Raw genomic sequence first — 13,103 nt, 5'->3', positions numbered from 1 at the left:
TTGTGTTCAACCGAGCCGCTTTGAAAACTCAAGATAGCGCATTACTTCGTCTTCTTTGAACAACAGGTTGTCACCTTCGCCTTCGGCAGAAAGCAGATTTTCTCTGGCGTATCGTTTGATGGTCACCGGAGTCTTGTTGAGGATTTTGGCAACTTCGTCCAATGTCAGCTTCTTATCGCTCATCTGGCCTGTCCTGTGTGGTTTGCTATGGGGATTTCTCAAGTATAGACAAAGTCTGCCCAAGGCAAAAAAACAAAAAGCCGGGCATGTGCCCGGCTTTTTTATGCGAAAAGCATTATCAATCAGCGTCACCCAGAGAGAGCAGGGTGGCGTTACCACCGATGGCGGTGATGTTATTGGTACGGGTCTTCTCGGTCACAAAACGGGTCAGGTAGTGTGGGCCGCCGGCCTTTGGACCAGTACCAGACAGGCCCTGACCACCGAACGGCTGTACGCCAACCACAGCACCAATCTGGTTGCGGTTGATGTACACATTACCCACGTTCACCTTGTCGGCCACTTCTAGCGCATGGCCTTCGTTGCGGCTGTGGATCCCGAGCGTCAACCCGAAACCGGTAGAGTTAATGTCGTCGATAACCTTGCCTAAATCAGCAGCCTTGTAGCGCACTACGTGCAGAATGGGGCCAAAGTGTTCCTTGGTCAGCACCTTGATGGAATCAATTTCCACAGCAGTAGGTGCAACGAAGTGGCCATTTGCGCACGCTTCAGGCAGACGCAGCTGGTGGATTGGGCGTCCAACCTGCTGGATGTGGTCGATGTGTGCGTTCAGATTGGCTTTTGCTGCCGCATCGATTACCGGGCCTACGTCGGTTTTCACCGAGTTTGGGTTACCTACGGTCAGTTCATCCATTGCACCCTTGAGTACATCCAATACGCGGTCAGCAATATCGGTCTGCAGGTAGAGTACCCGCAGGGCAGAGCAGCGCTGACCGGCACTGGTGAAGGCTGAAGATACAACGTCATTCACCACCTGCTCAGGCTGGCTGGTGGAATCAACCACCATGGCATTCTGGCCACCGGTTTCGGCGATCAGCGGAATGATGGCACCGTCACGGCCAGCCAGGGTACGGTTGATGACCTTGGCGGTTACAGTTGAGCCGGTGAAGCAAACGCCGCCGATACGCTCATCCGAAGTCAGTTTGGCGCCGACTACCGCACCTGTGCCAGGCAGGAATTGCAACACATCTTTTGGAATGCCAGCCTGGTGAGCCAGTTGTACAGCGCGATACCCAACGATACATGTCTGCTCGGCAGGTTTGGCGATAACGGTATTACCTGTTGCCAGAGCAGCCGCCACCTGACCGAGGAAGATGGCCAGCGGGAAGTTCCACGGGCTGATACAAACGAATGGGCCGCGGCCCTGAAGGAACAGCTCGTTCAGTTCACCAGTGGGGCCGGGCAGCAGTTCAGGCTTGCTCATCATCTTCTTGGCCTGAACGGCGTAATAACGGCAGAAATCAACGGCTTCACGCACTTCGTCAATACCGTCCTGAATGCTCTTACCGGCCTCACGGGTACAGAGGGCAATCAGTTCTTCGCGGTTTTCTTCCAGAAGGTCAGCCAGCTTTTGCAGTGCATTGGCGCGGGTTTCAACCGGTGTACGGCACCAGGAAGCGAAGGCACGATCGGCACCGGCCAGCGCCTGCTCGATGGCGGCTTCATTGGCAAAGGCTACCTGGCCTACTTTTTGAGTGGTGTCGTAAGGGCTTAACACGTCATGGACTTCGCCTGACAGGGTTTCACCATTGACCAGTGGGCCTGCGCTCCACTGGGTATCCTTAAACTTCTCCAGCGCGGCGAAGAAAGGCTCAGATTCGGAAATGATGTTCATATTGAGTCCCTTGGAGTTTTTGCGCTCAGCACCGAAGATATCGGCTGGCTGCACTATCTTGTTGTTTGCCAGGGTCTTGTAGCCTTGCAGAGTTTTAAGAGGGTGAGTTACCAGTGACTCAATGGGAGTCTTGGGATCAACCAGTTTGTGTACAAATGAGGTATTGGCACCGTTTTCCAGCAGGCGGCGTACCAGATAAGGCAGCAGGTCTTTGTGTGCACCGATTGGGGCATAGATTCTTACTGTAGATACCGCGGCCTCGGCCAGCACTGTGTCATACAGTTCCTGCCCCATGCCGTGCAGGCGCTGGAATTCATATTTGCGGTCACCGGCCATGTCGGTAATGGCGGCTACAGTTTGGGCATTGTGGCTGGCAAACTGTGGATAGATAACTCCGCGGGTGGCCTCAGACAGCAGATAACGGGCGCAGGCGAGGTAGGACACGTCAGTGCCTGCCTTGCGGGTAAACAGAGGATAGCCACCTTCACCGGCTTGCTGTGCCCATTTCAGTTCGCTGTCCCAGTAGGCGCCTTTCACCAGACGCAGTGGGATTTCATCCCCCTGTTCCCGGGCAAGACGGGTCAGCCACATAAGGACTGGCAAGGCCCGCTTGGAGTAGGCCTGTACCACAATACCGAGCAATCCCCAGCCTTTGGCAGCATCGGATTGATACAATTTTTTGAACAGCTTCAGTGACAGTTCAAGACGATCGACCTCTTCAGCGTCGATCTGAATGCCGACATTAAGGCGGCGCGCCTGCTCAGTGAGCTTGATCAGCGTGTCGTACAGCTCAGTCATTACCCTGTCTTCGTTGGCGACTTCATAACGTGGATGCAGGGCTGAGAGCTTGATGGAAATGGTTGGACGCGGGGCTTCGTTTTCATCGAACTGGCCGGTACCCAATGCCTGAATGGCGTTGGCGTAATCGCGGAAGTATTTTTCGGCGTCCTTGGTGGTCAGCGCTGCTTCACCCAGCATGTCATAGGAATGGGTGTAACCAAGCTTGCGCTTGTCGATGGCATTTTTAAGGCCTTCTTCGATAGTGCGCCCCAGCACGAATTGCTTGCCCATGATTTTCATGGCAGCGAGCATGGCCTGACGAATAACAGGTTCACCCAGACGGTTTACCAGACGGCCCAGCAAATTGCTTGGCGTGCCATCAATATTTTTGTCGAGCTGAATGATTTTTCCGGTCAGCATCAAACCCCAGGTGGAAGCGTTCACCAGCACTGAGTCACTCTTGGACATGTGCTCATCCCACTTGGCGCCGGAGAGTTTGTCCGCAATAAGCGCATCGGCGGTTTCGGCATCTGGGATACGCAGCAGGGCTTCAGCAAGACACATCAGAATAATGCCTTCCTGAGTTTCCAGAGAATACTGTTGCAGGAAGGCATCTATGCCTACCATGAGGCCTTTCTTTTCATACTGGCGTACTTTGGCGACCAGATCGTGGGCACGGCTGGTAATGCGGGTAATCTCTTCGTCGCTCGACGGAACCAGTTCAATCAGTTCTTTGAGGTAGGACTCCTCATCAACTATGTAGTTTTGACTGATCAGACTGAACAATTCGTCGAGATTGGCGTTGTCATAACGACCTGCCAGTACTTCACTCGCTTTGAACATAGTTATCTTTCCATCTGGGCCGGTTAAGGGGGAATCGGGCAGTGCGGCATGGCGACACCCAAGGCTCCGGCGGACGTCTTTTTTCATTTTGTATACAATTTGACGTCTCGGGCGCGTGAATTATACATGCAAATTGTGATCGGTGACACTGGCAGGGTAAACAATGTGAAGATTGTTTGATTTGGATTAAACGGGGTGTGCGTAATGCACAATTGACAAGGCCCCGGTGTTTGAATTTGCCAGGGCCTTGGTGTTTTTGAACAATGGTTTTGAATTAATTCATCCAGCGACTTCGACGCTTGCGCTGTGGTTTGGGCAGGTAAACCAGGATCACGCCAAGAAGCAGCCCGATAGCGGCAATGATGCCACCTTCCTGCCAATGGCGAACGCGCTCGTTTTCTTTGAGAGACTGTACCTCTGCCAGCGCTTTATCTCGGGCTTCTTGCGCGCTTACCTTTTCGGCGGAGGCAATGCGCACCAATTCATCGGCCTTGGCGAGTTGTTCACGTAATGCGCTTATGGTGCCATCAACATCTTCATACTCAGTCTTGTTGGAAACCAGCGCGGCTTGGCTTTCAGCAAGAGCTTGTTCTGCTTCTTCCAGCTGTTGTCTGAGGCTTTTGTCGCTGCTCAGGGCATCGGCGCGAACCCAACCTTCACGGCCACGATTGTCGATGATTTTGGCATACTCGTCGGCGGTTTCACCGGTGAAGGTCACCGGTGTGCCTGCGCTGACACTACCCAGAATGCGAAAGCTTGTACCCGGGCCATTGTGCATATAGACGTAGATATTATCGGAGATAAAGCGGGGCTGGCTTTCGGCCATCAGCGCGGGGGAAAGGAGCAGAGCTCCGGCAACAAAAAGAGGTCTGAGCACAGATAAGATCTCATCAGCAAAAGTATGCCACCATGCTAGGGATTTGGGGCGCTCAATGCAAGAGGGAAGTCTTGCGACTTCCCTCCTGATTTTGGCTCTTGTTCAGTGATTTAGACTGAAATCTCAACCGCCGAAAATACCGCGGATGATGTAGAAGAACACGATGGAGAGGCCGGCACCTGCAGGCAGGGTTACAACCCAGCTCACCACGATGTTACGCACAACACCCAGGTTGATAGCGGCGATACCACGAGCCATACCGACACCAAGAACCGCACCTACCAGCGTTTGAGTGGTAGAGATAGGCAGACCGGTACCGGAGGCGATAACCACGGTAGAGGCGGCAGCCAACTCGGCAGCAAAACCACGGCTTGGGGTCAGATGGGTGATGTTCTTACCAATGGTTTGCATTACACGCTTACCAAAGATGGCCAGACCAAACACAATACCGAAAGCACCAATGGGCAGGATCCACCAATCCAGCGGTGCTTTGGATGTAATTTCACCGTTGTTGTTTACCACAGAAACCACTGCAGCCAGAGGGCCAATGGCGTTGGCAACGTCGTTGGAACCGTGGGCGAATGCCATACAACAGGCAGAAACGACCATCAGTACTGCAAACACTTTCTCAACGTTGGCAAACTGAGTGTGACGATCACTCTTATCGGCCATTTTGAGGCGGTTGATGAAGATTTTGCCCACAATGGCAACAACAATACCAACAGCTATGGCAAGGGCATAAGCCTCAGCAGCTGAGAAGTGCAAACCAACGTGCTTCAAGCCTTTCTTGATGGTTACCAGCGACATAACAAAACCGGCAAGTGCCATATAGAAGGGCACATAACGTTTGGCGTTATCCAGCGGGCTGTCGGTGTTGAAAATCAGCTTTTGGGCACTCTGGAATATCAGGAAGGCGATAAAACCAGATATGGCCGGGGTTACGACCCAGGAACCTACAATACCGGTAACCTTACCCCAGGCTACGGCTTCGGTACCGACACCCACAGCAGCGAAGCCAACAATGGCACCGATGATTGAGTGGGTGGTAGAAACCGGCCAGCCCAGCGCGGAAGCAACTACCAGCCAGATCCCTGCTGCCAGCAGCGCTGAAATCATGCCGTATACCAGCAAATGTGGAACATCGGTGAAATAGCTGGCATCGATGATGCCTTTACGGATGGTACTGGTTACTTCACCGCCTGCCAGATAGGCACCGGCAAATTCAAAGATCATCGCAATGATGATTGCCTGCTTGATGGTAATTGCATTGGAGCCTACGGAGGTGCCCATGGCATTGGCCACGTCGTTGGCGCCAATACCCCAAGCCATCAAGAATCCGAACGCAGCCGCAATGCCAATAAGCCATGGGCCATAGGTGACAAAAATATCAGCCATAATAGAAACCTTCGTTATACGCGAGCCAACATCAGCTCTAAACGTGAACCGACTCGCTCGGCAAGATCAGCCAGATCGCCGACCCATTCGATGATTTTATAGAGAAACATCACGTCAACAGGACTCATGCCTTCTTCAACAGCATACAGGCCGCGACGGACGGCGATTTGCAGATCATCAGTGTCTTCTTCGATAGCGTCGAGTTCACTGACCATCTTTTCTACCAGGGTCACTTCACGACCACGGAAACCGGCTTCAAGCAGTTCGTCGAGTTCGTTAATGGCGTCTTTGGCCAATGCTACCGCGTCCAGACAACGCTTGAGGTAGGCCATAAAAGGTTCCTGGATGGGTGTAGGGATAACCAGGTTTCGGCCGATGATTCGACCGGAGATGTCTTTTGTTTTATTGGCAATCTTGTCTTGCTGGGTCAACAGTTCCAGCAGATCGGTTCGTTCAACAGGCATGAACAGACCGCCAGGCAGCGTCAGACGGATTTCACGCTTCAGTGAGTCCGCGTCTTTTTCTGCTTTATTGATTTGCTTGCGAAGTTCGGTTGCTTTATCCCAGTCGCCGGAAGTTGTGGCTTCAAAGAAGGGAACCAGGATATTGGCACACTCGTGCACCTTGTCGATGTGCTCTTGCAGAGGCTTGATTGGCGATTTTGCAAACACGCCCAAAATGGAGTTTACTGGCATAGCCGTTTACCTATTTAGGTTATTCCACTATTGGAAATTGCGGGCGCATGTTAACCCATGCGTCCCCGTATTGAAACTGTGTTTTTACCTAAAAGACGTCAGTCTTTATACTATCGGGTTATAACCTAACCCGCGCCGCAAATCATAGTGGTGAATTATGACAGCTGTGTGACATTGTGACGCTCGGATGTCTGTTTGATGAAATTTTAATGACGCAGCAAGGTCTGAACCTCATGGAAACCGAGATAGAACTCAAGCTTTTTTTTCTTCCCGCCTATAAAGAACAGCTCATTGCTGAGATTAATCGCCTATTTTTAGCCGGTTTTCAGGCTGATGTCATGCTCAGTAATGGGTACTTCGATACTGAGGACATGCAGCTTAGACGCTGGGACATGGGGTTACGGGTCCGTGGCTTTAACGACAAGCGTGAGCAAACCATCAAAACTGCCGGAAAAGTGGTCGGCGGTATTCACAGCCGGCCTGAATATAATGTTGATATTGAGACTGATATCCCGGAACTGGCGCTGTTTCCGGCGCATATCTGGCCGGCAGGGGCCGATTTGGCAGATACCCAGGCTAAGCTCAATTGTGTGTTTCATACCGACTTTCGCCGTCTGACCTGGCTGGTGACCGAAGGGACAAGCCAAATTGAGATAGCTCTCGATGAAGGCATTATTCGCAGTGGGAATCGGGAAGAGCCTTTGTGCGAATTGGAGTTTGAGCTTGTATCTGGCCAGGCTGGCGATTTGCTCGCACTCGCAGAAAAGCTGATATCACGGGTGCCTATGCGTCTTGGCAAGGCCAGTAAGGCTCAGCGGGGTTACCGCCTGGCGGGACTTGGCAGCAAATCTGTGCTGGCGCAGCTCGATACAGTGCCGCTGCCGCCCAACTGCAGCGCGGCCGAGGCTTTTGCTGCCATGCTTGAAACGGCGCTCGAGCGTTGGCAGCTGCTTGAAGATGCCATAGGTCAGTCGATTAGCGATCCTCAAAGTGCCGCAGCACTGTGGGCAAGGCTAAGGACCTGTATTGGGTTGCTTGAAGCCAGCTGTCGTCAGTTTGGTGTGCTGACAGAATCGCTGCAAAGTGGCTTTGGTCAAATTCGTCGTGCGCTCGTTTTTGTTGACGATGCCATAGCGCTCTCAGCCATTGCCGAAAACCGTGACTCCCTGTTTGGTCGGCGCACCGATGCGGTTCGCTGGCAAACCGAAGCGCAAAATTGGATGGGGCAGGAGAGTGTTGCGGCAAGGCTCGAGTCTCTGTGGCGTCTGCCGGTCTATGGCAAGGTGCAGTTGGAACTGGTGACTCTGTTATTTGGTAACCGTCTTGAGAGTACTATGGACATAAGACAGCTTGCCAACCAGATGCAGCAGGCGTCTTGGGAGGATATCCAGAAGTTGATGCCTGCCAAAGCTTCTACCAGTGATTTTCTCACCGTGACCGCTGCCCTTGATGACGCTTTGTTGGTCGGCCTTGCCTATGGTGAGCTTTACAGTCCCGAGACCCGCAGACTGTACCGTGCGCCATGGCAGGACTTACGCCGGGGGATAGATGTCTTGCGTGCTTATGAATTGCTTGGTGATATGGCAGGAGCCGATTCTGAAATGCTGGACTGGCTCGAAGATAAGGCGCTGAGTCTGATGCATGCTTTGCAGCAAAGCTACAAGAGTGCTTTGGCTCAGGTGCCTTACTGGCGTTAATAGGCGGGAGCTACGCCGACGTATCCATTGGGAATATTAAAAAGTAAAGCCCGCCTTTATTGGCGGGCTTTTTGGTAGTGACTGACTTCGGTGCCCGGGGAAAGCATCAGGTTATGTGTGGGCATCATCGTTATTGTCGTGCACGTCTTTAAGAGCCCTGCGCATTGCCGCCATTTCTCTGAGCATAATCGCCTGATTTTCTTCCATGCGTTTAAGCGCCTGCTCCATCTCCTGGCGCAGGTTTTCGGCGTGTGCCTCCTGACGTTCCTCTTCATCCGGCGCCACAAACACCGAGGCCATATAGCCCGAGATGATACCGAAGAAGCTGACGCCACAGACAATCACCATGGAGCCTACAATATGGCCCGCGGTAGTCACAGGATAATGATCGCCATAGCCCACGGTGGAAATGGTCACCATGGCCCACCAGATGGCTTGCTCGGCGGTGAGAATATTGGAACCTTCGGCGGGTGATTCAACCAGCAATATGGCCACAGATGACAGGGTTAATATGGTCACCAATGCAACCAGCAGGCTGGCCAAGGTGGCCTGCTTGCGCTGACGCAATACCTGCGACAGCAGTGAGCGGCTCATGCGGATAAGGCGGATAACCCGTAAAATCTGGAACAGTCGCGCGAAACGCAGCGCTTCGATGGCAGGAATACTGGCGACAAAATCTATCCAGTGGTGGCGGATAAAAAATAGTTTGTCTTTGGCGCGAAACAGACCGGTAAAGAAATTCAGCATAAAGATGCTGCAAATACCCGTGTCTATCATAAACAGCAGGCGGTAGGTTTCCTCGTCGAGCCGGCCAAAGGTCATCACCAGCACCACAATAACCGCCAGCAGTGACAGCAGCATCATCGCCAGTTCGATGGGCGCAGGTGCCTTGATGCGCCTTACATGGCCCTGTGTCGGTTCAGACATCTGATTCCCTCTGATGGATACCTTGTTCAGTCCTCTGAAACAAACTGAACCAGGTCTTCCAGTACCCGTTTTTTGATTTCAAGTTGTGCATCGGCGCTGAGGCCGTATTTCTCGGCAAGAGCCACATAATCCTCAGGACTCAGCGATACAGTTAATCTGGGCCGGGTTGGGCGCTTGGCTACCGCCAAGCCTAATATGGTGCGTATCTGATCCGATGGGCTGCGATTGGCATCCAGGGCGGCTTTGCGGATCTGGTATTGAAATTTTTCATCCAGATCGAAGGCCACCTGAGTCGCCTTGGCGGCCTTTTGATTTTGCTGCCATGTTTCCGGCAGCGGGTGTTTGGTCTTGGTCATGAATGATTTCCGGGCCAGTACTCGCGAATGAGGCTGAGCGGTCTTGTCAGGCCGACGAGAACATCGGTTTCGCCACCTTCAAACACTTCCACTTCGAGGCTGAACTGTTCGCTGTCGTCTTCCAGTTCATAGCGTTCGAAGGGCTCGCCGGTGGCGCCATTGGCATCCTGAGGCGGTTTGAGGCCACGATAATCCTCGCGGTGAAAATAGCCGAATAAGGCGAAACTCACTTCATGGTATTGATTTCCAAGCCACTGCTCAAGTCTCTCGGGGATATGCTGGGTGCTGAGACTGGCCTGGGAGTCTTCTTCAAAAATATTTCCAAAGGCGTCGAGTCCAAACAGGGTTTCAACTTCGGCGCGGCTGATTTTCAGGCTTAAATGTACCTGAGGCTCATCGTCATCAACCAGGGTCATAAACAGGGTATCGCCACCCGCGCCCTTGAGTTGCCACTCGATTTCCTGGTTGCGCTCAAACTCGTAGGTGTTAATGGCAATCACTTCCAGTGACTGGTCACGAAGCTGCGCCGGCAAGCCAAAATCGTTATCCAGACTGATGATATCGCCGCGCATTAATTCACGGGGGTGACGAATAACCCTGGCCTTGGGCGACTTATCGCCAAACAGGCCTTTAAGAAAGCTCATTGGGTGCCTCCATGTGAAGCGAATGTATGCCCTGAAAAGCAAACGATAACACCCGGCACTGTGACCGGGTGTTATCAAGCTGGTGCTTAGCCCTTACGGGACTTGAGCCTTTCGAGTACCGCGTTGGCGTCACTCTTTTGCTCGCCAATGCCGGCTTCTGCCAGTTTGGCAGCCAGCGACTTGTCGCTGTTTTCGGCATCCAGGGTCTCGGCTGCCTTCATGCGGTCGTCAAACTGTTGCTGACGGGCCTTGATGCGCTCCAGCGAATCTTTGGCGTTCAGTAGTTTGGAGTTACTCGACGCAAAAGAGTCTGTGATGGAGGCGGTGGCTTTTTGCACGCTTTCCGTGGTTTTGACCATCGACAGCTGACGCTGATAATCGGCCAGCTGACGCTCAGTCTTTTTCACCAGATCTTTCAGCTTGGCGGCGTTGTTGGAGAAAGCTTCGTTTGAAGACTGCTGCTCGGCCAGCTCCATTTCCAGCTGGGCGATTTTCTCAGCCACTTCCAGCGCCAGTGCTTCGTTGCCTTTTTCCAGCGCCTGGGTGGCATAGCCTTCGTGTTCGCTAATGGCACGCTTGAGGCGATCCACTTCGCGGGCGGCGGCCATTTCCTTGGCCATCACTTCGGTCAGGTCGCGCTTGGCTTTGGTCAGGTGTTTTTCGGCGTCACGGATTTCCTGCTCGAAAATGCGTGTGGCATTGGCGTCGACAATGCTTTGGCCTACTTCGTTGGCACCACCGCGAAAGGCGGTCAGGATCTTGTTGAGAATGCCCATAATGCAGCTCCTTAGTTCAGGTAATCGGCCATTTCGGCAATAACTTCGAGACAGTTATCGGACAGGACGCTGAGCTCCTGCTCGATTTCGGCCATGCTGGATTTGAGTGACAGTGCGCCATACACCACATACTTGTCGTCAATTTTGGCAAAGGCCGACAGTGGCATGGGAATGTTCAGCTCCAGCATGGTTTCAAACATATCGGCACGGGTTTCGGGTTTGACTTCGTCTTCACCCCACAGATAGCTGATACACAGCACCTGGTTATCGGTAACCGACACAAAAATCGGGATCTCCTCCCGGCCTACGATATTGACCTGCAACACCTCCACGTCACCTTCGATGGGATAGCAGTCAAACCGGAAACCGGTCTGGCTGTTGTCACCCAGTCCGTTAAGGTGATTGGCGATAGCGTGGATATTCATAGTCGTCCTCTCTGACATATTATGTCTGTGTTTCAAGATAACATCGGGACATAATATGTCAAGCGTTATCTTGGCCGAAATTTCGCCGCCCTGGCGAGTTGCTAAAAAAGGTTGATACCGCTCTCTTCTTTCCAGGCTTCCAGGTGGTATTGATAAATCACCTGGGTACCGAAATGGTTGATGTCCACCTCTTGTTCACGCAGCAGAAACCCGGGTGGGAAGGCAAAGGCTGCGCCAATCATCTCTTTGTTTACCCAGGGGTGAGCCGGTGCCGTGCCGTCCAGAACCCGCTGCTCGGGTGAGCCATTGAGGGTGCCCAGGGTCCAGCCCCATTCGCCGAAGCTCGGCACATTCTGATGATATCTTGCCACCTTAAAACCCGCCGATTCGAGGGTTTTGCCAATGCTTAAAAAGGCGCGGGTGGCGTGCCAGGGAGAGGTGGACTGAATTGCTATCGCGCCATCGTGGCTGAGCACTTCTTTGAGCTTGCGATAAAACAAATCCGAATACAGCTTGGATAAGTCCGGATGATTGGGGTCAGGCAAGTCCACCAAAATCACATCGAAGTGTTCACCGGCTGCAATCAGGCGGTCGATGCCGTTGAAGGCATCATCAAAGATAAGCCGCACCCGCGGATCATTGAGGGCATTAGCATTCTGGCGGATTAGCCGCTCGGCCAGGCGTCTTGGCATGGTCGGTGGTGGCGATTGAAACAGCGTCACCAGCTGCTCATCCAAATCCATCAGTACCACCTCTTGTGGATTCCAGCGCAGTGCATCCCGTGCTGCCAGGCCGTCACCGCCGCCGACAATCAATATCCGCTGCTGGCGCGTAGCGGCCATCATAGGTGGCCACACCAAAAAGCCGTGGTAGATATGCTCATCCTGGGTGGAAAATTGCAGCCTGCCATTGAGGTAAAGGGAATACACAGGCTCGGCCTGACCCCGTGGGCGTTCGGTAAACACCAACTGCTGAAAGCGGGTGGCCTCAGTGTAGATAACCTTGTCTTTGTAGAGCAGATTATTGAAGTCCTGCTCCAGTGGCGGCCCTTTTACCGCGAGCAGCACCAGCGCAAAGGATGCCAGAATATGCCCGGCAAGCAGCCAGCCAAAACCGCTCAGGCGTGCGCGAAAACGGAAGATAAAGGCAAAGCCCGCCAACAGGTTAACGCTGGCTGTGAGCGCTGCGGCCAGCTGAATATCCATTGCCAGCATCAGCCCGACCCAGATGGCAGCGCCTACGCCTGCACCTATGTAGTCGGCGCCGTAAATGGTGCCGGCGTTATGTAATAGATGCTCATCTGACAGCGCCTGGCGCACCCGGGCAATCAGCGGAATTTCCATGCCAATCATCAGCCCCAGCAATGTGCCTACCATATAGGGCAGATACTGGGCCGCTTTTTGCAGCGCGCCCAACAGGCCGCCATTTGGCATCAGATCCGGCGGCAGGCCAAAGGTATCTGCGAGCAGTTGTGGCAGGGTTTGCGTGAGGCCAATGGCTGCGGCGCACAGCAGAACGCTGCCGGCGCCGAGCAGCGCTACTGCCAACTCCAGCAGGGCAAAGCCAATGAAAGGATTGCGAATGGCTCTGGCGGCAAAGGCACCCACACCCATGGCCACAATCATCAGACCAATCATGGTATAGATGGCCGCTTCCATGGCGCCGAGGATGCGCCCGGCATAGTGGCTCAGCAGATATTCGTAAATCAGGCCGCAGCCGGCGAGGGCGGCCATAATCCCCAGTAACAGGGCATCGTCAGCCCAGCCAAGGTGTCTGGCGGGCACCGGCATAACGTTAGCGCTGCTGGCTGCAGGCGCGTTTTGCATTTTATTCGTC

12 protein-coding genes are annotated in these 13,103 nt (G+C 53.4%); 1 reads left to right on the top strand and 11 read right to left on the bottom strand.

Annotated elements, in window-relative coordinates:
- Nucleotides 1-6: 6 nt before the first annotated feature.
- From ABYK60_RS08120 to ABYK60_RS08100, 5 genes are all read right to left on the bottom strand, one after another.
- A complete protein-coding gene (locus ABYK60_RS08120) occupies nt 7-183 on the bottom strand; it encodes a helix-turn-helix domain-containing protein (RefSeq protein WP_372871480.1) in 177 nt (58 codons plus the stop codon).
- Nucleotides 184-298: 115 nt separating this feature from the next.
- On the bottom strand, nt 299-3,475 hold the full coding sequence (putA, locus tag ABYK60_RS08115; protein WP_372871479.1) for a bifunctional proline dehydrogenase/L-glutamate gamma-semialdehyde dehydrogenase PutA: 3,177 nt from the start codon (nt 3,473-3,475) through the stop codon (nt 299-301).
- Between the two features lie 274 nt (nt 3,476-3,749).
- Entirely contained in the window at nt 3,750-4,352 is a 603-nt protein-coding gene (locus tag ABYK60_RS08110) for a TIGR04211 family SH3 domain-containing protein (RefSeq protein ID WP_372871478.1), read from the bottom strand.
- 123 nt (nt 4,353-4,475) lie between these two features.
- Nucleotides 4,476-5,747: an inorganic phosphate transporter gene (locus ABYK60_RS08105; RefSeq protein WP_372871476.1), complete on the bottom strand. Its 1,272-nt coding sequence runs from the start codon at nt 5,745-5,747 to the stop codon at nt 4,476-4,478.
- 14 nt (nt 5,748-5,761) lie between these two features.
- Nucleotides 5,762-6,442 (bottom strand): TIGR00153 family protein, encoded by a 681-nt coding sequence (locus ABYK60_RS08100; RefSeq protein ID WP_372871475.1) that lies wholly within the window; start codon nt 6,440-6,442, stop codon nt 5,762-5,764.
- Nucleotides 6,443-6,651: 209 nt separating this feature from the next.
- Between ABYK60_RS08100 and ABYK60_RS08095 the strand changes: the two genes are divergently transcribed.
- Nucleotides 6,652-8,139, top strand: coding sequence for an inorganic triphosphatase (locus ABYK60_RS08095; protein WP_372871474.1), 1,488 nt, complete (start codon nt 6,652-6,654; stop codon nt 8,137-8,139).
- Nucleotides 8,140-8,250: 111 nt separating this feature from the next.
- Here the strand turns inward: ABYK60_RS08095 and ABYK60_RS08090 are convergent, their stop codons facing one another.
- From ABYK60_RS08090 to ABYK60_RS08065, 6 genes are all read right to left on the bottom strand, one after another.
- Entirely contained in the window at nt 8,251-9,066 is an 816-nt protein-coding gene (locus tag ABYK60_RS08090; protein ID WP_372871473.1) for a potassium channel family protein, read from the bottom strand.
- A gap of 26 nt (nt 9,067-9,092) precedes the next feature.
- Nucleotides 9,093-9,422: a hypothetical protein gene (locus ABYK60_RS08085; protein ID WP_372871471.1), complete on the bottom strand. Its 330-nt coding sequence runs from the start codon at nt 9,420-9,422 to the stop codon at nt 9,093-9,095.
- Entirely contained in the window at nt 9,419-10,066 is a 648-nt protein-coding gene (locus ABYK60_RS08080) for a hypothetical protein (RefSeq protein ID WP_372871470.1), read from the bottom strand. The genes ABYK60_RS08085 and ABYK60_RS08080 overlap by 4 nt, the downstream gene beginning before the upstream one ends.
- 86 nt (nt 10,067-10,152) lie before the next feature.
- Nucleotides 10,153-10,842 carry a PspA/IM30 family protein gene (locus ABYK60_RS08075; protein ID WP_372871468.1) on the bottom strand — a complete coding sequence of 230 codons (690 nt, stop codon included), beginning with the start codon at nt 10,840-10,842 and terminating at the stop codon, nt 10,153-10,155.
- A gap of 11 nt (nt 10,843-10,853) precedes the next feature.
- A complete protein-coding gene (locus ABYK60_RS08070) occupies nt 10,854-11,267 on the bottom strand; it encodes a YjfI family protein (protein ID WP_126167876.1) in 414 nt (137 codons plus the stop codon).
- 101 nt (nt 11,268-11,368) lie between these two features.
- Nucleotides 11,369-13,093: a polyamine aminopropyltransferase gene (locus ABYK60_RS08065; protein WP_372871467.1), complete on the bottom strand. Its 1,725-nt coding sequence runs from the start codon at nt 13,091-13,093 to the stop codon at nt 11,369-11,371.
- Nucleotides 13,094-13,103: the final 10 nt, after the last annotated feature.

It is taken from the genome of Shewanella sp. (assembly GCF_041630135.1).
GTDB lineage: Bacteria > Pseudomonadota > Gammaproteobacteria > Enterobacterales > Shewanellaceae > Shewanella.
This window is presented reverse-complemented; position numbering and strand designations above follow the sequence as displayed.